Annotated in this window: 21 protein-coding genes and 1 riboswitch; of the genes, 9 read left to right on the top strand and 12 right to left on the bottom strand. The window is 65.8% G+C overall.

Annotated elements, in window-relative coordinates; all coding sequences use genetic code 11:
• Nucleotides 1-194: 194 nt before the first annotated feature.
• Nucleotides 195-989: a phosphatase PAP2 family protein gene (locus AC4OR5_RS07490; RefSeq protein ID WP_023126540.1), complete on the top strand. Its 795-nt coding sequence runs from the start codon at nt 195-197 to the stop codon at nt 987-989.
• Here AC4OR5_RS07490 and AC4OR5_RS07485 read toward each other — a convergent pair.
• Together AC4OR5_RS07485 and crcB are read right to left on the bottom strand one after the other, a co-directional pair.
• Nucleotides 932-1,261, bottom strand: a complete 330-nt coding sequence (locus AC4OR5_RS07485) for a DUF190 domain-containing protein (protein ID WP_023107802.1) — start codon at nt 1,259-1,261, stop codon at nt 932-934. The two genes, AC4OR5_RS07490 and AC4OR5_RS07485, sit on opposite strands and share 58 nt — an antisense overlap.
• A gap of 19 nt (nt 1,262-1,280) precedes the next feature.
• Nucleotides 1,281-1,664 carry a fluoride efflux transporter CrcB gene (crcB, locus tag AC4OR5_RS07480; protein WP_003094051.1) on the bottom strand — a complete coding sequence of 128 codons (384 nt, stop codon included), beginning with the start codon at nt 1,662-1,664 and terminating at the stop codon, nt 1,281-1,283.
• A gap of 64 nt (nt 1,665-1,728) precedes the next feature.
• A riboswitch (Fluoride riboswitch) is annotated at nt 1,729-1,791 on the bottom strand.
• A 102-nt stretch (nt 1,792-1,893) separates the two neighbouring features.
• On the opposite strand from crcB, the gene AC4OR5_RS07475 reads away from it, so the two are divergent.
• Nucleotides 1,894-2,580, top strand: a complete 687-nt coding sequence (locus AC4OR5_RS07475) for a ParB-like protein (RefSeq protein WP_003094054.1) — start codon at nt 1,894-1,896, stop codon at nt 2,578-2,580.
• Nucleotides 2,581-2,636: 56 nt separating this feature from the next.
• On the opposite strand, the gene groL is transcribed toward AC4OR5_RS07475, so the two are convergent.
• The 4 genes from groL to AC4OR5_RS07455 all read right to left on the bottom strand — a co-directional run bounded on the left by groL (nt 2,637) and on the right by AC4OR5_RS07455 (nt 6,090).
• On the bottom strand, nt 2,637-4,280 hold the full coding sequence (gene groL / locus AC4OR5_RS07470; RefSeq protein WP_003094059.1) for a chaperonin GroEL: 1,644 nt from the start codon (nt 4,278-4,280) through the stop codon (nt 2,637-2,639).
• A 50-nt stretch (nt 4,281-4,330) separates the two neighbouring features.
• Nucleotides 4,331-4,624, bottom strand: coding sequence for a co-chaperone GroES (locus AC4OR5_RS07465; protein ID WP_003094064.1), 294 nt, complete (start codon nt 4,622-4,624; stop codon nt 4,331-4,333).
• Between the two features lie 195 nt (nt 4,625-4,819).
• Nucleotides 4,820-5,287, bottom strand: a complete 468-nt coding sequence (locus AC4OR5_RS07460) for an FxsA family protein (protein WP_003094066.1) — start codon at nt 5,285-5,287, stop codon at nt 4,820-4,822.
• 68 nt (nt 5,288-5,355) lie between these two features.
• Nucleotides 5,356-6,090: a HugZ family pyridoxamine 5'-phosphate oxidase gene (locus AC4OR5_RS07455; RefSeq protein WP_058161125.1), complete on the bottom strand. Its 735-nt coding sequence runs from the start codon at nt 6,088-6,090 to the stop codon at nt 5,356-5,358.
• Between the two features lie 108 nt (nt 6,091-6,198).
• On the opposite strand from AC4OR5_RS07455, the gene AC4OR5_RS07450 reads away from it, so the two are divergent.
• Nucleotides 6,199-6,957 carry an SDR family oxidoreductase gene (locus AC4OR5_RS07450; protein WP_003094072.1) on the top strand — a complete coding sequence of 253 codons (759 nt, stop codon included), beginning with the start codon at nt 6,199-6,201 and terminating at the stop codon, nt 6,955-6,957.
• A 58-nt stretch (nt 6,958-7,015) separates the two neighbouring features.
• Here AC4OR5_RS07450 and AC4OR5_RS07445 read toward each other — a convergent pair whose 3' ends face one another.
• Both AC4OR5_RS07445 and AC4OR5_RS07440 read right to left on the bottom strand, forming a co-directional pair.
• Nucleotides 7,016-8,023, bottom strand: a complete 1,008-nt coding sequence (locus tag AC4OR5_RS07445) for a DUF481 domain-containing protein (protein ID WP_003134709.1) — start codon at nt 8,021-8,023, stop codon at nt 7,016-7,018.
• Nucleotides 8,024-8,137: 114 nt separating this feature from the next.
• Nucleotides 8,138-9,139, bottom strand: a complete 1,002-nt coding sequence (locus AC4OR5_RS07440; protein WP_003120893.1) for a DUF481 domain-containing protein — start codon at nt 9,137-9,139, stop codon at nt 8,138-8,140.
• On the opposite strand from AC4OR5_RS07440, the gene AC4OR5_RS07435 reads away from it, so the two are divergent.
• Nucleotides 9,138-9,521 carry an MGMT family protein gene (locus AC4OR5_RS07435; RefSeq protein WP_049320662.1) on the top strand — a complete coding sequence of 128 codons (384 nt, stop codon included), beginning with the start codon at nt 9,138-9,140 and terminating at the stop codon, nt 9,519-9,521. The two genes, AC4OR5_RS07440 and AC4OR5_RS07435, sit on opposite strands and share 2 nt — an antisense overlap.
• Nucleotides 9,522-9,563: 42 nt before the next feature.
• Nucleotides 9,564-11,348 (top strand): MFS transporter AmpG, encoded by a 1,785-nt coding sequence (gene ampG, locus AC4OR5_RS07430; protein WP_003094076.1) that lies wholly within the window; start codon nt 9,564-9,566, stop codon nt 11,346-11,348.
• A gap of 54 nt (nt 11,349-11,402) precedes the next feature.
• Here ampG and AC4OR5_RS07425 read toward each other — a convergent pair whose 3' ends face one another.
• The gene (locus AC4OR5_RS07425; RefSeq protein ID WP_003094078.1) at nt 11,403-12,239 is read right to left on the bottom strand and encodes a mechanosensitive ion channel family protein; all 837 of its coding nucleotides are present in this window, start codon (nt 12,237-12,239) and stop codon (nt 11,403-11,405) included.
• 232 nt (nt 12,240-12,471) lie between these two features.
• Complete coding sequence (locus AC4OR5_RS07420) at nt 12,472-12,951, bottom strand: YajQ family cyclic di-GMP-binding protein (protein ID WP_003094081.1); 480 nt, start codon at nt 12,949-12,951, stop codon at nt 12,472-12,474.
• A gap of 103 nt (nt 12,952-13,054) precedes the next feature.
• Here AC4OR5_RS07420 and AC4OR5_RS07415 point away from each other — a divergent pair, with 103 nt between their 5' ends.
• From AC4OR5_RS07415 to AC4OR5_RS07400, 4 genes are read left to right on the top strand one after another with little or no spacing between them, the layout of a single operon-like run.
• The gene (locus AC4OR5_RS07415; protein ID WP_023107803.1) at nt 13,055-14,155 is read left to right on the top strand and encodes a GGDEF domain-containing response regulator; all 1,101 of its coding nucleotides are present in this window, start codon (nt 13,055-13,057) and stop codon (nt 14,153-14,155) included.
• A 36-nt stretch (nt 14,156-14,191) separates the two neighbouring features.
• Entirely contained in the window at nt 14,192-15,103 is a 912-nt protein-coding gene (locus AC4OR5_RS07410) for a putative 2-dehydropantoate 2-reductase (protein WP_003110160.1), read from the top strand.
• A 50-nt stretch (nt 15,104-15,153) separates the two neighbouring features.
• A complete protein-coding gene (locus tag AC4OR5_RS07405; RefSeq protein ID WP_023107805.1) occupies nt 15,154-17,250 on the top strand; it encodes a sensor histidine kinase in 2,097 nt (698 codons plus the stop codon).
• Between the two features lie 4 nt (nt 17,251-17,254).
• On the top strand, nt 17,255-17,833 hold the full coding sequence (locus tag AC4OR5_RS07400) for a cob(I)yrinic acid a,c-diamide adenosyltransferase (RefSeq protein ID WP_003094089.1): 579 nt from the start codon (nt 17,255-17,257) through the stop codon (nt 17,831-17,833).
• Nucleotides 17,834-17,902: 69 nt separating this feature from the next.
• Here the strand turns inward: AC4OR5_RS07400 and AC4OR5_RS07395 are convergent, their stop codons facing one another.
• Together AC4OR5_RS07395 and AC4OR5_RS07390 are read right to left on the bottom strand one after the other, a co-directional pair.
• Nucleotides 17,903-18,850, bottom strand: coding sequence for a Nudix family hydrolase (locus AC4OR5_RS07395; RefSeq protein ID WP_058161122.1), 948 nt, complete (start codon nt 18,848-18,850; stop codon nt 17,903-17,905).
• Nucleotides 18,851-18,903: 53 nt separating this feature from the next.
• Nucleotides 18,904-19,539, bottom strand: coding sequence for a glutathione S-transferase family protein (locus AC4OR5_RS07390; RefSeq protein WP_058161120.1), 636 nt, complete (start codon nt 19,537-19,539; stop codon nt 18,904-18,906).
• Nucleotides 19,540-19,581 lie beyond the last annotated feature (42 nt).

The raw sequence follows: 19,581 nt of genomic DNA, 5'->3' as shown, positions 1-19,581 counted from the left end.
CCGATCGAGCGCCTCTCGCGCATTTACGGATTCTTCACCGGCGATTCACACCGGCTCTACGCTCGCCACCAGAGACTGCATGGCGTCTTCCATGGCCGCCGATCATAGCGGCTTTGCGGATGCGCACGAACCCCGGCGGTGGATTTAACCAGCGTCGAAGTCAAGAGAACGTCAACGCCAGCGTTGGAGATCGCATGACCCAGGCCGCCGTCCATTCCCCTTCCCGTCCATTCAACCCCTGGCTGTTCCTCGCCCTGCCGCTGGGCCTGGCGGCACTGCTGCTGGCCTTCGAGCCGGTGACCCTCGACCTCGCCCTGGCCAACCTGATGTACGAGCCGGGCGCCGGCTTCATCGGCCGGCACAGCTGGTTCCTGGAGAACATCCTGCACGACCGGGTCAAGCAACTGGTGATCGCCATCAGCGTCCTCGGCCTGCTGGTCTCCATCGCCGGACTGTTCCATCGGCCATGGCGCGCACTGAGCCGGCCGCTGGCCTATGCGTTCCTCGCCATGAGCCTTGCAGCCAGCATAGTCACTCCGCTCAAGGCGCTCACCGCCGTGCAGTGCCCCTGGAGCCTGGCGCAGTTCGGCGGCGAGGAAACCTACAGTTCGCTGCTCAGCCCGCGGCCGCCGACCGAGCACCCCGGACGCTGCTGGCCGGGCGGGCACGCATCGTCCGGATTCGTCCTGTTCGCACTGTTCTTCGCCCTGCGCGACCGCAAGCCCAGGCTGGCGCGCTACGCCCTGGCCTTCGCCTTCGCCATGGGCTGCCTGCTGTCGCTGTCGCGCATGCTGCAAGGTGCGCACTTCCTCTCGCACAACCTGTGGACGATGCTGTTCGACTGGCTGATCTGCCTCGGCCTGTACCGCCTGATGCTCTACCGACCGGAGAAGCGAGGACAGCGCAACGGCGGCGCCGACGAAAACCGCGTTCAGGGAGACGGTTCGTCCGCTCCCAGCACGCCGAACTCGATGGGCACCTTCATGTAGAACAGCCGCACACCCGCCTGGCGGATCGACTCGAACAGCCGTTCTGCCTGCTCGGGATCGACCGCCATGAGGATTTCCTGCGGCTGGTCGGCCAGCTCGAAGAAGTGCATCGAATGCAGCCGGCCGCTCTGGCCGAAGCCTTCGCTGGCAGCCAGCGCGGTGGCACCGCGCACGCCCAGGCGGCGCGCCTCTTGCAGCAGCCAGTCGCAGATCGGCTGGCCCTGGTGGCGGCGCCCCTGCTGGGTGATGAAGGTCAGTTGATAGCCTTGCATGGTCGGTCCTCCCGCTGCGCTATTTGCCCAGCATCCAGTTCATCGAGAACAACCCCAGCAGAGTCATCAGCAACGAGCCGCTGACGTGCGTCGCGATGGCCCCGGCGGCCCAGCCCAGGCGGCCCTCCTGAAGCAGGCTGACGACCTCGGCGGAAAAGGTGGAGAAAGTGGTCAGGCCGCCGCAGAACCCGGTGATGATCAGTAGCCGCCATTCCGGAGCGATGCCCGGCGCCTGGGCGAAATAGGCAATCGCCGCGCCGATGACATAGCCGCCGACCAGGTTGGCCAGCAGCGTGCCGGGGGGAATGCTGGGCAGCAGGCTGTTCAGCTTGAGCCCGAGGAACCAGCGCAGCAACGCCCCCAGGGCGGCGCCGAGGGCGATGGCGAGAATGGATTTCCACATAGTCCTGTCCTTGTAGGAGCGATTCGGACAGGCGGCAGGCGAGCGCCTACGCGCCTTTCCAGGTTCATGCGTAGGCATCATCAGCCCCAGGGGCGGTTGAAGGAGGAATGCCATCTCCTGTCGGCAAGATTGGCACAAAGCGAGGCACCTATCAAAGGCCGGAGTACGCCGGATCGCCCGAAGCGTGCCAGTCTAGGGAACCTTTCCCCTTCCTTCGCCGGAGTCCCCCATGCGCCCAGCCCTGCTGCTTTGCTGCCTGTTCCTGTCCGCCACCGCCCAGGCCGAGGATTGCTCGCCGCAAACCTCTGTCGGTAGCTGGTGCGAGCTGCCACTCGCGGCCCTCCACCCGACCCAGCAGAATGTCGGCCTGCTGCAGGTCGAGGATGACCAGGCCAAGCTCGCCGGGAAGAAGCCCAAGGCTCTCGAGCGCTACTTGCGCAAGAAGGAGATTCCGGTGGTGATCGGCCCCGGCGGCCGCTTCTACCTCACCGATCGCCATCACCTGAGTAGCGCGCTCTGGCGCCTGGACCCGAAACAGGGCGTACCGGTGAAGGTGATCGGCCGGCTACCCCAGGCCACCGACTTCTGGAAGAAGATGCAGGAAAACCACTGGGTCTGGCTGCACGATGCGCGTGGCGCGGAGATCCCGCCCGAGGCCCTGCCGGACGCTCTCGCCGGGCTTGGCGACGATCCCTACCGCGCCCTGGCCGGCTACGCCGAGGACGAGAACGCCTTCGACAAGGATCGGCAGAGCTATTTCATCGAATTCCACTGGGCGCGCTATTTCGGCGAACGCATGCACTGGCGGCCGATCAGCCGCGCCACTCTGCCCGACGACCTGAAGCAGGCGCTGCGCCTGGCCTGCGAACCGGCGGCAAAGGAGCTGCCGGGCTACCGCCAGGACTGCCCGCGCTGAGGAATAAAAAAAGCCCCGCCGAAGCGGGGCTTTTCCAACCACAGGGGCCGGTCGGCTTACATCATGCCGCCCATGCCACCCATGCCGCCCATGTCAGGCATGCCGCCCATGGCCGGCTTGTCTTCCACGATCTCGGCAACCATGGCTTCGGTGGTGATCATCAGACCGCCGATGGAGGCCGCAGCCTGCAGAGCGGAACGAGTGACCTTGGCCGGGTCCAGGATGCCCATCTCGATCATGTCGCCGTACACGCCGGTAGCAGCGTTGAAGCCGTAGTTGCCGGAACCCTGCTTGACCTTGTCGACCACTACGCTCGGCTCGTCGCCGGCGTTGGCCACGATCTGGCGCAGCGGCGATTCGACGGCGCGACGCAGCAGGGCGATACCGACGTTCTGCTCCTCGTTGTCACCCTTCAGGCCTTCGATGGCTTGCAGGGCACGAACCAGGGCTACGCCGCCGCCGGGAACCACGCCCTCTTCCACCGCCGCACGGGTAGCGTGCAGGGCGTCTTCGACGCGGGCTTTCTTCTCTTTCATCTCGACTTCGGTGGCAGCGCCTACCTTGATCACGGCAACACCGCCGGCCAGCTTGGCCAGGCGCTCTTGCAGCTTCTCGCGGTCGTAGTCGGAAGTGGTTTCCTCGATCTGCTTGCGGATCTGCAGGACGCGGGCTTCGATATCAGCCTGCACACCGGCGCCATCGATGATGGTGGTGTTTTCCTTGTTGATCACGACGCGCTTGGCGTTGCCCAGGTGCTCCAGGGTAGCGCCTTCCAGGCTCAGGCCGACTTCTTCGCTGATCACGGTACCGCCGGTGAGGATGGCGATGTCCTGCAGCATGGCCTTGCGGCGGTCGCCGAAGCCCGGAGCCTTGACGGCCGCGACCTTGACGATGCCACGCATGTTGTTCACCACCAGGGTGGCCAGGGCTTCGCCCTCGACGTCCTCGGCGACGATCAGCAGCGGACGGCCGGCCTTGGCGACGGCTTCCAGCACCGGCAGCATTTCGCGGATGTTGGAGATCTTCTTGTCGACCAGCAGCAGCAGCGGGCTATCCAGCTCGGCAGCCATGGTGTCCGGCTTGTTCACGAAGTAGGGGGACAGGTAGCCGCGATCGAACTGCATGCCTTCGACGACGGACAGTTCGTTTTCCAGGCCCGAGCCTTCCTCGACGGTGATCACGCCTTCTTTACCGACTTTTTCCATGGCTTCGGCAATGATCTGGCCGATGGACTCGTCGGAGTTGGCGGAGATGGTGCCTACCTGGGCGATGGCCTTGGTGTCGGCGCAGGGCTTGGCCAGCTCTTTCAGCTGGGCGACGATGGCCACGGTGGCCTTGTCGATGCCGCGCTTCAGGTCCATCGGGTTCATGCCGGCGGCAACGGCCTTCAGGCCTTCGTTGACGATGGCCTGGGCCAGGACGGTCGCGGTGGTGGTGCCGTCACCGGCAGCATCGTTGGCCTTGGAGGCAACGTCTTTCACCAGTTGCGCGCCCATGTTCTCGAACTTGTCTTTCAGCTCGATTTCCTTGGCGACGGAAACGCCGTCCTTGGTGATGGTCGGAGCGCCGAAGGACTTGTCCAGAACCACGTTGCGGCCTTTCGGGCCGAGGGTGGCCTTGACAGCATCGGCCAGCACGTTCACGCCGACCAGCATTTTCTTGCGAGCGGAATCGCCGAACTTAACTTCTTTGGCAGCCATGTTCTCTTTCCTCTAAATCGAATTCGGTGAAAACGGAGTGGTGAGACCGATCAGTCTTCCAGGACGGCGAGGATTTCGGACTCGCCCATCACCAGCAGTTCCTCGCCATCGACCTTGATGGCGTTGCTGCCGGAGTAAGGCCCGAAGACCACCTTGTCGCCCACCTTCACTGCCAGAGCGCGCACTTCGCCGTTGTCCAGTACACGACCGGTACCTACGGCTACCACTTCACCGCGGTTCGGCTTCTCGGCGGCGGAACCCGGCAGCACGATGCCGCCTGCGGTCTTGGTCTCTTCCTCGCTGCGACGGATAACGACGCGATCATGCAGAGGACGAAGCTTCATAGTCGTAACTCTCCCAAACAGTGGTTTCCAACGGCCGGATCGAAGTCCGGCGGGTTTTGTTGAAGCCGGCGTTGCCGGGTTGCGACTCGACGCGCGAGCCGCGTAAGACAGCCTGCCCTTGTGGCAGGGACCTTGCGGTGACCGTTACATAAGGTCGCCACAAGCCATTTCAAGGGCATGCAGTGAAATTTTTTTTCAGTTGCGCGAATCGTCGCGGCGCTCGTACTCGCCCTCGATGACGTTCGGCCGCGACGGACCCTGTCCGTAGCGGGCGTTCAGGTCGTCGGCGAAGGCGCGCCGGCGCAGCGCCTGCTGTTCGACGCGGCGGCGCAGGCCGCCGAGCATCAGGCGACGGGTGAAAGGAATCAGGCAGAGGATGCCGAAGATGTCGCTGATGAAACCCGGCAGCATCAGCAGGCCGCCGCCGACGGCGATCAACAGGCCTTCGAGCATTTCCTGCTCCGGCAGTTCGCCACGGGCCAGTCGTTCGCGGGCGCGCCAGGCGGTGGCCACGCCGGCCACGCGCAACAATGCGGCACCGATGAAGGCGCTGGCGACGATCAGGAACAGGGTCCAGCCGACCCCGATGACACTGCCGACCTTGATCAGGACGGCCAGCTCGACCAGCGGGAAGAGCAACAGCAGAAAGAGGAAAGCGCGCATTTCAGAGTCCTTGGCGGGGCCCGTTTGCCCCCGGTACCACCAGTAGTTGGCGCCAGCCGGGGAAGAATTCAACCCTGCTCCGGCTCGACGGTCGGCCAGCGCTCGGCCCTGGCCAGTTGCACCAGCGCCTGGCGCACGGCCCCGGGGTTGCCGCAGGCGGCGGGGAACGGCAGCCAGTGCAGGCCCTGGCCGATGCGCAGGTGGAAACCTTCTGTATCAATTCCCGCCAGCTGCGCCGCGGCATGCGCCGGCAGTCCGGCCAGTTCCACATAGTGGGCGATGGCGGCGGCGTGGTCGCTGTTCATGTGCTCGACCATGCCGCGCTCGGCTTCTCCGGCGAACGGATTGGCCAGCGGCACGCGCTCGGCGGCCAGCCAGTGGATCGCGCCGAAACCGCCGATGAAACGCCACTGGACCGGCTGCAGCACCCAGAAGTCGAAATCGTGGACCCGATGGTAGTCGGCGGACTCGGGGAAATAGCGGTAATAGCGCTCGGCCGCCGCGGCGACCTCCTCCTCCGCCAATTGCCGCGCCTCGGCCAGCAGGGTGAGGCGGCCGACAGCCTGGATATCCTCGGCGCCGCGCTCGCCTACCAGCATCGAGCAGCGCGGGTCTGCCAGCAGGTTGTGGGTGTGCTGGGCGATCCGGCTGATCAGGATCAGCGGCCGGCCTTCGGCATCCAGGCAATAGGGAACCACCGAGCCGAAAGGAAAGCCCGGCCATTTCTTCGAGTGGGTGGAAAGGACCGCACGGTATTCCTTGAGCAGCAATTCTCGGGCATTCTTTGCAGCTTCAACGCTCAATTTATGACTCCTTGCATAGAATCCGTCGTAAACGGACGGGCATATCAAAGTACGTTCGCAGGTGCCGGCAAGGTCCGCTTCCAGAAACTGCTCGTGGGGTTCCAAGCAATGCAATTGAAAGACAAGGTCATCATCATCACCGGCGGCTGCCAGGGGCTCGGTCGGGCAATGGGCGAATATCTCGCCGGCAAGGGCGCCAGGCTGGCCCTGGTCGATCTCAACCGCGAACGTCTCGACGAAGCCGTCGCTGCCTGCAAGGCCGCCGGCGGCGACGCTCGCGCCTACGTGTGCAACGTGGCGGACGAGGAACAGGTTACCCACATGGTGGCCCAGGTCGCCAGCGACTTCGGCGCGATCAACGGCCTGGTCAACAACGCCGGCATCCTCCGCGACGGCCTGACCATCAAGGTCAAGGACGGCCAGTTGAGCAAGATGAGCCTGGCCCAATGGCAATCGGTGATCGACGTCAACCTCACCGGTGTGTTCCTTTGCACCCGCGAAGTGGCGGCGAAGATGATCGAGCTGAAGAACGAAGGCGCGATCGTCAACATTTCCTCGATCTCCCGCGCCGGCAACATGGGCCAGGCCAACTACTCGGCAGCCAAGGCCGGGGTCGCCGCGGATACCGTGGTCTGGGCGAAGGAACTGGCGCGCTACGGCATCCGCGTGGCCGGCGTGGCGCCGGGCTTCATCGAGACCGAGATGACCGCCGGGATGAAACCCGAGGCGCTGGAGAAGATGACCGCCGGCATCCCTCTGAAGCGCATGGGCAAGCCGGTGGAGATCGCCCATTCGGTGGCCTACATCTTCGAGAACGACTACTACACCGGCCGCGTTCTCGAACTGGACGGCGGCCTGCGCCTGTAGGCCCCGGCCCGGCAAGGAAAAAGCCCCGCTATCGCGGGGCTTTTTCGTGCAGGCCGGCTTACCAGCCGACCCCGAGGCCGAAGGTATAGCGGCGCTGGTTGACGTTGCCGTCGTTGCCGCTGAACTTGTCCCATTCCGCCTTCATGCTCAGCGAAGCCCAACTGGTCAGCTTGTAGCGGATCCCCGCCTCGGTCTGCAGCTCGTAGTCCAGGCCGGATTGCAGCGGCTTGCTGACCTCGCCGTTGGTGAACAGCTCGAACTGCTTGGCCAGCAGGTAGCGGTTGTAGTCCCACTTGAAGCTCGACGAATAGAAGTGTTCCTTCTCGCCGTCGGCGAACTCGTAGTCGTTGCGGTTGACCAGGGTGGCGATGGAGAACGCGCCCAGCTCGTTGTCCCAGAACTGGTAGCCAGGGCCGGTACCGACGGTACGCTTCTTCGCCAGGTCCTCGATCATGTCGCGCTTGTAGGCGACCTGGCCCTGCCAGAACCAGTGGTCGTCGATGAAGCGGTCCAGCGCGTACTGGCCGGAATAATTGTCGGTGCTGACCAGGCCGTTCTTCTTCTCGCGGTTGTACTCGCCCTGCACGTTGTGGCGCCAGAGTCCGTGGCGGGCGTTGGTCTTGAAATCGATGTCGTAGTCGGACACATCGTTCTCGGCCTGCTTGCGGTCCAGCGAGAAATCGACGTTGCCGTTCCATACCCAGTCCTGGAGGATCGGCTTGGGCGGCATCATCTGCTGGATGCTGGCCAGCTCCACGGTCTTCGGCTCGCCGTTGACCAGGGTCACCTGGCCCGGCCCGGCGGCCCTGATGCCCTTGGAATGCTCGCCGGTCTCGGCATCCTGCTTGACCAGCAGGTTCTGCTCGCTCTCGAAGGTGGAGATCTTGTCCCACTTGAGCGTGATGTCGCCGCCATAGTCGGTCTTCAGCAGCAGCTTGCCGCCGTCGAACAGGGTGATCTTGCCGGTAAGGCGGTCACCGTTCTTCATCCAGACCGTATCGGCAAGGGCAGAGGTGGAACTTGCAAGGGCAGCGAGGCACAGCAGGATTCTCGACAACATGAGCACAAATCAACTGAGTTGGGTTCGAAGAGGCCGGCATTATCCAAATGCCGGGCGGCAGAGCAAGGACCGGGGCACGGGCGGTAAAGTTCAGCCGGATCGACCGAAAGGTGAGCCGCGTCACCAGCCGACGCCGACCCCGATCAGGTAGTGCCGGTCGGACTGGGTGCCCCCCTCGGTGCGCAACTGGTCCAGTTCATAGAGGAACGAAAGACGCGCCCAACTGTTCAGGCGATAGCGCAGGCCGTATTCGCTGTCGAGCAGGTAGTCGATCCGCTCGATGCCGGGAACCAGCACGGTTCCCTTGCTGTACAGCTCCAGCCGGGTCCCGGCGAGCAGCCGCTTGTAGTCCCACTCCAGCGAATAGGAGGTGAAATCCTCGCGCGGCTGATCGCGCCACTCCAGTTGCCAGCGACTGATCTCGGCGACCAGGTCGAAACGCCCGAGTTCGTCGTCCCAGAACTGGTAGCCGGGGCCGGTTCCCAGCGCGCTCTGGCGCTCCAGGTTGTCGATCGCATCGTGCTTCTGCGAATAGCTGCCACGCCAGAACCAGTGTTCGTCGAAGAAGCGATCGAGGTCGTAGTCCAGCTCCCAGTTGTCCTCGACCTTGCGCCCATCCTTCTTTTCCCGCTCCACTTCCCCCGCCAGCACGTGGCGCCAGGCGCCGTGGCGAAGCCGGGTATCGCCCTTGAGCTTCCATTCGTCCTTGTCGCTGTCGTTGCGCTTGCTGTCCAGCTTGACGTCGAGATTGCCCTCCCAGACCAGGTCCTCCACCAGCGGTCGCGGCGGCACCATCTGGCGAATACTGGCCAGCGGGACGGTATGGCTGCCGCCATCGACGATCCGCACCATGCCCTTGCCCGCCGCCTCCAGGGTTCGGCTACGCTGCCCGGATACGCCCTGCTGCTTGATCAGCAGGGGTTTGTCGGAACTGATGGTGTCGATATCCTTCCAATCGATCAGCACCTGGCCGGCATAACGGGTCTTCAGCGCCAGCTTGCCGCCGTCCATCAGCACGATCTCGCCGGACAGGCGGTCGCCGTTGTCCAGCCATACGGTGTCGGCCAGCGCGGGGCCGGCCAGGAGCATCACGACGATTGAACAGAGGGCTCTGAGCGACATGGGCGTTCACAAGGCGGACAGGAAAGGGAAAACCGATGAGCATGCCTGGGCCGGCAGCGACCCGGCAAGTGCCCAGGCGCGCCGCGAGGCCCTGTACCTGGTGCTGGCGCAGGTGCCGCCGGGGCAGGTGGTCAGCTACGGGCAACTGGCCGAACTGGCCGGCCTCGGCCGCGCCGCCCGCTGGGTCGGCAGGATGCTCAGCCAGTTGCCGGTGGATACCCGCCTGCCCTGGCATCGGGTTCTCGCCGCCGGCGGTCGCATCAGCCTGCCGGCGGACAGTCCCGGCGGTCGCGAACAACGCGCACGCTTGCGCGAGGAAGGCGTTCTCCTGCACAACGACAGGGTGGACATACGTCGGCATGGCTGGCTTACAGCGAAGTAGAGCGGTTAGAGTGCGCGTTATTTTTTGCGGAACGGTTACCCCATGACTCAGCAATCCTGGCGAGAGGCCCTGGTCGCCTACAAGTCTCCCGCCAGCCTGGCCCTCCTGCTGCTCGGCTTCGCCGCCGGCCTGCCGACCATGCTGGTGTTCAACACCCTGTCGGTGTGGCTGCGCGAAGCCGGCGTGGCGCGGGATACCATCGGTTTCGCCAGTTGGCTGGGGCTGGTGTACGCCTTCAAGTGGGTCTGGTCGCCGATGCTCGACCAGTGGCGCCTGCCCTTCGTCGGCCGTCTCGGCCGGCGCCGTTCCTGGCTGGTGTTCTCGCAGGTGCTGATCGCCCTGGGACTGCTCGGCATGGCCCTATGCAATCCGCAGAGCCACCTGCCCTGGCTGATCGGCCTGGCCCTGCTGGTGGCGTTCGCCTCCGCCACCCAGGACATCGCGATCGACGCCTACCGCCTGGAAATCGCCGAGGATAGCCGCCAGGCCGCCCTCGCCGCCTGCTACATGACCGGCTACCGCGCGGCGATCCTGCTGGCCAGCGCCGGCGCGCTGATTCTCGCCGAATGGTTCGGCTCCACCAGCCTCAACTACAGCCAGTCGGCCTGGGGCCTGACCTATGCGTTGTTCGCCCTGCTGATCCTGCCCGGGCTGGTCACCAGCCTGCTGATCCGCGAGCCGGCGGTGGACGTGCCGATCCACGTCAATCCGTCGCGTTTCGACTTCAACCACCAACTGCTCTCGGTGCTCCTGCTGCTGATCCTGCTGATCTCGCTGCCGGCGATGATCACCGCCCTCCTCGACCGCGCCTGGCCGCGCGCCGGCCTCTACGCGCTGCTCATGGGGATCTGCCTGTCACCGTGGGGACGCCAGCAGATCCGCCCGGTCCGCGAACTGCTCGCCACCGTGCGCAGGCCGCTGCTGGTGGCGGCGCGCGGCAAGGAAGTGCCGCTGTTCGATTTCGTCCACCAGGCGGTCTCGGTGATGGTGCTGATCATCCTCCTCGTCACCGTCACCGCCATGTGCCGCGCCTACTACTCCGGTGCCTGGCCACGCGGCACGCTGTTCCTGCTGATCGCCGCGTCCTGCCTGTCGGCACCCGGGCGCCTGCTGATGGCACCGGTGCTGACGCCGATCACCGAGTTCGTCCAGCGCTATCGCTGGCAGGCCCTGCTGCTGCTCGGCCTGATCTCCACCTATCGCCTGTCGGACACGGTGATGGGGGTGATGGCCGGGGTCTTCTACATCGACATGGGCTTCTCCAAGGAAGTCATCGCCAGTGTCAGCAAGGTCTTCGGCGTACTCATGACCCTGATCGGCGCCGCCGCCGGCGGGGTGCTGATCGCCCGCTTCAGCATCCTCTCCATCCTGTTCATCGGCGGTGCCGCTTCAGCTGCCACCAACCTGCTGTTCGCCATGCTCGCCCAGCTCGGCCCGCTGCACGCCGAGGCCCTGCCCAGCCATGACGTGATCAGCCTGGTGATGGCGCTCGAGCCGCATGTGCTGATGCTGGTGATGACCATCACCCTCGACAACTTCAGCGGCGGCCTCGCCGCCTCGGCCTTCGTCGCCTACCTGTCGAGCCTGACCAACCTGAAGTTCTCCGCCACCCAGTACGCCATGCTCAGCTCGACCATGCTCCTGCTGCCGCGCTTCATCGGCGGCTACTCCGGAACCATGGTCGAGAGCCTCGGCTACGAGCACTTCTTCTACGTCACCGCGGTGATGGGCATTCCCACCCTGCTGCTGATCGGCTGGTTGTGGCTGCGCCGCGCGCCGTCCAGCGAGACGCCGGCGCCGGGACACCAGAACGCCGAGCAGCACTGAGGCGAGAATGAAAAAGGCCGGCATTCGCCGGCCTTTTCGTGGATCGTACGGACCTCAGTCGGCCATCGCGCCCTGCACAACCTTGACCACCCGCTGCGGGAAGGGAATGCCGATACCTTCCTTGCCCAGCGCGTCGCGGGCCTTTTCGTTGAACATGAACATCACGTCCCAGTAGTCGGCGTTCTTCACCCAGACCCGCAGGGACAGGGTAATCGCGCTTTCGCCGAGATTGGAAACCACCGCCACCGGTGCCGGGTCCTTCAGAACCCGCGGGTCGTCGGCCATGGCCAGGAGAATGTTCTGCGCATTCTTCAGGTCGGCGTCGTAGTCGATGCCGACGTCGAAGATCACCTTGCGCAGCGGCTCGGCGGAGTAGTTGGTCACCGTTCCGTTGGACAGCGCCCCGTTGGGCACGATGATCCGCTTGTTGTCGCCGCTACGCAGCACGGTGTGGAAGATCAGGATCGAATCCACGGTGCCGGCCACGCCCTGCGCCTCGATCCAGTCGCCGACCTTGAACGGGCGGAACAGCAGGATCAGCACGCCGCCAGCGAAGTTAGCCAGGCTGCCCTGCAGGGCCAGGCCGATGGCCAGGCCGGCGGCGCCGATGGCGGCGACGAAGCTGGTGGTCTGGATGCCGATCATGGAAGCCACGCTGACCACCAGCAGGATCTTCAGGACGATGCTCACCAGGCTGCCGACGAAGCCCTGCAGGGTCCGGTCGACGCTGCGCCTGGCGAGCAGGCCGCCGACCCGGCCGGTCAGGGTGTTGATCAGCCACCAGCCGATCGCCAGGGTCAGCAGCGCCAGGGCGACCTTGCCGCTGTACTCCAGCACGATCGGCAGCCAGGACTCGGTCTGCTGCACCAGTCGGTCGTAGTTCAATTCCATGCATTACCTCCATTTCTCGAAAAAACACCCCTCCCTTCCGCAACGGAAACGGGACGGGCTTGCAGATTCCTGCCCGGACGCCGTGGGCCGACGTTCCCGGGCCTGGATACGAATCGGCGCAGCGCGGACGAACCGACGCTGCGCCGACAGGGGCGGACAACGCGGGAGAGGTCGCGGCGGCGCTACTCCCTATTGCGATGCCCGGGATGGCGAGAGGTTCCGAAAAACCTCGTCAATCGCGGAAGTTGGTGAACTGCAGCGGCATGCCGAGGGATTCGCCGCGCAGCAGGGCGATGGCCTCCTGCAGATCGTCGCGCTTCTTGCCGGTGACGCGCACCTGCTCGCCCTGGATGGCGGCCTGGACCTTGAGCTTGCGCTCCTTGATCAGGCCGACGATCTTCTTCGCCAGGTCCTTGTCGATGCCCTCGCGGAAGTTCACTTCCTGCTTGACCACCTTGCCCGACGGGTAGGCATCCTTGATCTCCATGCACTGGCTGTCGACCTTGCGCTTGACCAGGTTGGAACGCAGGATGTCGAGCATCTGCTCGAGCATGAAATCGGCTTCGGCGGTGAGGGTCACCGACTTGTCCTTGGCTTCGAAACTGCATTTGCCTTTCAGGTCGAAACGGCGATCCAGTTCCTTGATGGCGTTGTCCACGGCGTTGGTCAACTCGTGTTTGTCCAGTTCGGACACCACGTCGAACGAAGGCATGTCATCTCTCCAGATGGACGGCGCGACAGGGTTCACAGACGGAACCGCGCCTGGCTTGACGGTAAAAAATGCCCGCCCATTATAACCGAGCCCTCGCGAGCGAATGCCCGCCGGTGTGGCGGAGACCGACGATTTCTTCCCGATGGCGCGCGCGACCGCGGTCGGGACCCGGCCTCCCGCGACGAACCGGGCCCTTGCCGGCAGCGTACCGGCGCCCATCCTCTTCTCGAGTCCGTTCATGCCCAACCCCGATCTCAGCATCCTGGTCGTCGACGACGCCAAGTTTTCCAGCGCCATGATCGGCCGCGCCCTCAGCCAGGCCGGCTACCAGGACATCCGCTTCGCCAGCAGCGCCAGCGAGGCCCTGCAGCAGCTCGAACAACGCCCGGTCAGCGTGCTCCTGGCCGACTGGCTGATGCCGGAGATGGACGGCCTGGAACTGACCGCCCGGGTCCGCCAACTGGACGAAAGCATCAACCACTACACCTACATCGTCCTGCTCACCGGCAAGGAAGGCGAGAACGTCCTCGGCGAGGCCTTCGACCGCGGCGTCGACGACTTCGTCAGCAAGGCCGCGATGAACGAGCAACTGGTGCCGCGCATCTACGCAGCCGACCGCCTGTGCAACACCCTGCAACGGTTGCTGGTGGAAAACCGCCTGCTCACCGAAAACATCGCGCGGATGGAAGAACGCAACCTGGTGGATACCCTCACCGGCCTCGGCAATCCCCGCTACCTGCGCCAGAAGCTGGCCGACAGCCTGCGCCAGGTGGAAACCCGCGGTGGAGCGCTGTGCTACCTGCTGGTCGGCATGCCCGAGGCACCGGTCCTGCGCCAGCGGCACGGCGAGGCCTTCCATCGCGAGCTGCTGCTCGGCGTGGCCAGGCGCCTGCAACAGCTGGTCCGGCCGCTGGACGTGCTGGTGCGCCTGGACGAGCAGCATTTCGCCCTGATCACCCTGGTGGAGGACCTGCACGAATGCTCGTCGAGCAGCTTCAAGCGGCTGCACGACGGGCTCAACCTGAAGGCCTTCAAGACCAGCGAAGGCTTCATCAGCCTGAAAGCCGGCATCGCCATGCTCGGCCTCGACAGCGGGGCATTGCCGCTGGGCATCGACGAACTGCTGCAGCGCACCGAGGCCCTGTTGCCCGATGCCTATGCCAGCGGCAGGATCGCAACCTGCCGGCTACCGGCACTGCGCTAGACTTCGCTCTATCGTCAGCCATTCGCAGTAGCCACCATGACCTGGCATATCCTCGGCGCCGGTAGCCTCGGCAGCCTCTGGGCCGCGCGCCTCGGGCGCGCCGGCCTGCCCGTCCGCCTGATCCTGCGCGACCGCCAGCGCCTGCGCCGCTACCAACAGGCCGGCGGACTGAGCCTGGTGGAAGACGGCCAGGCCAGCCTCTACCCGATCGCCGCGGAAACCCCGGACGGCGGGCAACCCATCCAGCGCCTGCTGCTGGCCTGCAAGGCCTACGACGCGGAGGAAGCCGCCTCCAGCGTGGCCCATCGCCTGGCCGGCAACGCCGAACTGCTGTTGCTGCAGAACGGCCTGGGCAGCCAGCAGGCGGTCGCCGCCCGCCTGCCGCGCAGCCGCTGCCTGTTCGCCTCCAGCACCGAAGGCGCGTTCCGCGATGGCGATTTCCGCGTGGTCTTCGCCGGCCGCGGGCACACCTGGCTCGGCGATCCGCGCGACACAAGCGCCCCCGCCTGGCTGGCACAGCTGTCCCAGGCCGGGATCCCGCACAGCTGGAGCGACGACATCCTCGAACGCCTGTGGCGCAAGCTGGCCCTGAACTGCGCGATCAACCCGCTGACCGTCCTCCACGATTGCCGCAACGGCGGCCTGCGGCAGCACCCGGAAGAGATCGCCGCGCTTTGCGACGAACTCGGCCAGTTGCTCCACGCCAGCGGCTACGACGCCGCCGCCAGGAGCCTGCTGGAGGATGTCCGGGCGGTGATCGACGCCACCGCGGCCAACTATTCCTCGATGCATCAGGACGTCACCCGGGGCCGGCGCACGGAAATCGGCTATCTGCTCGGCTACGCCTGCCAGCATGGGCAGCGCCTGGGACTACCGCTGCCGCGCCTGGGAACCTTGCTCGCCCGCCTCCAGGCCCATCTGCGCCAGCGCGGTTTGCCCGACCGCTAAAGCGCGTTACCCTGCCCGCCATTCCTTTTCGCCGCGGACCGCCAGAGCCCATGAACCTGCGCCAGCGCCTCGACAACCTGCCCGTAGGGCAGAAACTGCTCGCCGCCCTGCTGATCCTGCTGGCCACCGTGCTGCTGGTGGCCAACCTGGCGTTCATCAGCGCCGCCTACTGGATTTCCCAGGAAAGCGTCGCCCCCCAGGCGATGCAGACCATCGGCCGGCTGATCGCCAACCCGGCGCTCAGCCAGCCGGCGCTCAGTTCGCCGCAGACCGCCGAGGTCCTGCTGCGCCAGCTCAACGATTACCAGCCGTTGCGCGCCGCGGCCCTGTACGACAGCAATGGGCTGATGCTGGCCGAGCTGCAACGCGGCGACACCCTCAAGCTGCCGGCCCGCCTGGACCGCCTGGAGCACTGGAGGCGCGGCGAGTACCGCCTCAACGCGCTGATCGAACTGCCCCAGGAAAACGCCCGCCCCGGCTACCTACTGCTGGTGGCCAGCGGCGAACTGCCGAGCGCGTTCTACACCGGAACCCTCACCGCCAGCCTGGCGATCCTCGGCGTCAGCGTGCTGCTCTGGCTGCTGGTGGCGCAGCAGATACGCCGCCTGATCACCCGGCCGATCCGCGATCTCGAGGAACTGTCGCGGCAAGTCACTCGTGAGGAGAACTACGCCCTCCGCGCCCAGCGCGGCAACGGCGACGAGATCGGCCGCCTGGCCGACGCGTTCAACACTATGCTGACTCGCATCGAGGCCCGCGAGCAGCAGCTCAAGCGCGCCCGCGACGATGCCCAGGAAGCGGTCGAGCAGGCCCAGAGCCTGGCCGAGGAAACCCGCCGCTCGAACCGCAAGCTGGAACTGGAAGTACAGGTGCGCAGCAAGATCGAGAAGAAGCTCACCGGTTTCCAGCACTACCTCAACAGCATCATCGACTCCATGCCTTCGGCGCTGATCGCGGTGGACGAACAACTCTACGTCACGCAGTGGAACCAGGAGGCCAGCCAGCTTTCCGGCACCAGCCTGGACGATGCGGTCAACCAGCCGGTGTTCCTCGCCTTTCCCTCGCTCAAGCCGTTCCTTCCGCAGCTCACCCGGGCTGCCGAGAAGCACAGCGTGGAGCGTGTCGAACGGGTCACCTGGGCGCTGATCGACACGCCGCGCCACTACGCCCTGACCTTCTACCCGCTGATGGGCGGCACCGGCCGCGGCGCGGTGATCCGCATCGACGACATCACCCAGCGGCTGAGCCTGGAAGAAGTGATGGTGCAATCGGAGAAGATGCTCTCGGTCGGCAGCCTCGCCGCCGGCATGGCCCACGAGATCAACAACCCGCTCGGCGCGATCTTGCACAACGTGCAGAACATCAAGCGGCGCCTGTCCCCAGAGCTGGCGAAGAACGTCGAGCTGGCGGCCGAGGTCGGAGTGCCGCTGGAAGACATCAATCACTACCTCGACGGCCGCGACATCCCGCGCCTGCTGGAAGGCATCCAGCACGCCGGCTCGCGGGCAGCGAAGATCGTCACCCACATGCTCGCCTTCAGCCGCCGCAGCCACCGGCAGATGACCGCTTGCGAACTGCCCGCACTGCTCGAACAGGCGGTGGAAATCGCCGGCAACGACTTCGACCTGGCCGAAGGCTTCGACTTCAAGTCGTTGCAGATCGTCCACGAGTTCGACCCCAACCTCGGCCCGGTGCCAGTGATCGCCAACGAGGTCGAGCAGGTCCTGCTCAACCTGCTGAAGAACGCCGCCCAGGCCATCCACCAGCGCGACGACGAAGAGGAAGGCGAACAGGGCCGGATCGTCCTGCGCACGCGCCTGACGCCGCCCTGGGCGGAAGTCCAGGTGGAAGACAACGGCAGCGGCATGCCCGAACTGGTGCGCAAGCGTATCTTCGAGCCGTTCTTCACCACCAAGGAAGTCGGCCAGGGCACCGGTCTCGGCCTGTCCGTCTCGTATTTCATCATCACCAACAATCACAAGGGCCAGATGGAAGTACGCTCGGAACTGGGCCGCGGCACCTGCTTCAGCATCCGCCTGCCGCTGGAAAGCTCCGAAGCGGTCGCCCCGGCACAAGCCAAGGCCCTGCCGCCCGCTCTGCCGCAACCCGGTAGCAGCCTGCGGCGGGGCGACGAAGAGGAAGGTTGAAACCATGGGCAATCGATTGTCGAAGATCTACACCCGTACCGGCGACCGCGGCGAGACCGGCCTGGCCGGCGGACGCCGGGTGCCCAAGAGCCATCCACGCATCGAGGCGATCGGCGCGGTGGACGAATTGAACAGCCAGTTGGGCCTGCTCCTTGCCGAGCTGCTGGAGGCGCGTGGCGCACATCCCGGCCTGGAGGAGATCGTCCAGGCGCTGGCGCCAGTGCAACACCGCCTGTTCGACCTCGGCGGGGAGCTGGCGATGCCGGAGTACCGGGCCCTGGACGAGACGGAAGTGGCACGCCTGGAAAGCTGCATCGACCGCTGGAACGACGAGCTGGGCCCGCTGAAGAATTTCATCCTCCCCGGCGGTTCCCGCCTGGTCGCCCAGGCCCATGTCTGCCGCAGCCTGGCGCGCAGTGCCGAACGGCGCTGCCAGGCGCTGGACCAGGAGGAAACGCTGGAGGGCGTCGGCCTGCGCTACCTGAACCGGCTCTCCGACCTGCTGTTCGTCGCCGCCCGCGCCATCGCCCGGCGCCAGGGCGTGGCGGAGATTCTCTGGGAGGCGGCGGCAAAACCGGACTGACGGCGAGCGAGGGCTCGGCATCGAGACGAAAAAAGGAGGCCGAAGCCTCCTTTTTTCTTCATTCCACCGTCAAAGGCCGCCCGGCCAGAACGCACGGATACCCGCCACGCCCTGGGCTCCATGCTCCCAAGCCTGCTCGGCTTGCTGCGGACCGACGCCACCCAGCAGGTAGACCGGCTGGTTGAAGCCGGCGATCAGTTCGGCGGCCTTGTCCCACCCCAGCGCCGGCTCGCCGGGATGGCTCTCGGTCGGCTGTACCGGCGAAAGGGTGACGAACTCCACTCCCATCGAGGCGGCCAGGGCCAGTTCCTCCGCGTCGTGGCAGGAAGCGGCCAGCAGGCGCCCTTCGGGGAACGGCCGACCGGCGCTGGCGTATTTGCGCAGTTGAGCGGAGGTCAGGTGCCAACCGGCAGCCGGGAAGTCGCCCAGCCACTCCAGCGGGCCTTTCAGCATCAGTTGCGCCTTGCCGGCGCAGAGTCCCTGGATATCGATGGCGAGATCGCGGTATTCGGGACTGAACATGTTCGGCGCGCGCAACTGGATCAGGCGGATGCCCGCCTCCACCGCATTGCGTACGCCGCTGATCAGTTCGCCCGGCTCCAGGCCGTCCGGGGTGATCAGATAGTGCGCCGGCAGGCGCGCGGCCTGGACGATCGGCGCGTTGGCGGCGGGGAACTCGTAGTCCGCCAGCTCGCGCGGCTCCACCCAGGCCAGCGGTTGGCCCTCGACGCCGTGGGCTTCGCCGGAAAACCCGTCGACCTCCCAGACATCGAGCAGGACATGCTTGTCGGCATAGTCGTGGCGAACCTGGATCAGCGGCCGGGCCCGCTCGACACGGATGCCCAGTTCCTCTTCCAGCTCACGGGCCAACGCCGCGCGCACCGGCTCGCCGTCCTCCACCTTGCCCCCGGGAAACTCCCACAGGCCGCCCTGATGCTTGTCTTCCGGCCGCCGGGCGATCAGCACCCGGCCATCGGAGCCACGAATCACGGCCGCGGCGACATGTACTCGTTTCACGGATCATCTCCTCGCTACTGCCGTCACGCACCGCCGGAAGCGGCGGACGGCCATCAACTACCGGCCTGCTCGCGCAATGCCGCGTCGTACCAGGTGCGGAACGCAGGCGACTGATAAATCGTCTCGACATAGGTCCGGGCGATATCCGGCAACTCCACCGCATAACTGCGGAAACGCGCCGCCACCGGTGCGTAGAACGCATCCGCCAGGCTGGCGTGGCCGAACAGGAACGGACCGTCCTGGCCGAAGCGCCGCCGGCAATCCGCCCAGGCTTCGCAGATACGTTGAATATCCTGTCGTGTCGCCTCGGACAATTCCACCAATGGCTGCTGGCGCCGCAGGTCCATCGGCAGCTCGCCGCGCAACGCGGCGAAACCGCTGTGCATTTCCGCGCAGACCGAACGGGCCAGCGCCCGCGCCGCCTCGCCGCGCGGCCACAGGTGGGCCTCGGGGAAGCGCTCGGCGAGGTACTCGGCGATGGCCAGGGAATCCCAGATGTCGCCATCCTCGCTTTTCAGCAAGGGCACCTTGCCGGTCGGCGAATATTGCAGGATCCGCTCCCGGGTATCGGGCCGCCCCAGCGGGACGAGGATCTCGTCGAACGCCGCCCCGCTCATGCGCAGGGCCAGCCAGCCCCGCAGCGACCAGGACGAGTCATTGCGATTGCCAATCACGATGGTCAGGGCCATGCGCCTCTCCTCTTCGGCCGCCCGACGCGGACGGCCATGCAC

Source organism: Pseudomonas sp. YA1 (assembly GCF_058680555.1).
Note: the sequence above shows the minus strand (reverse complement) of the source record. Positions and strands in the feature narration are given on the sequence as shown.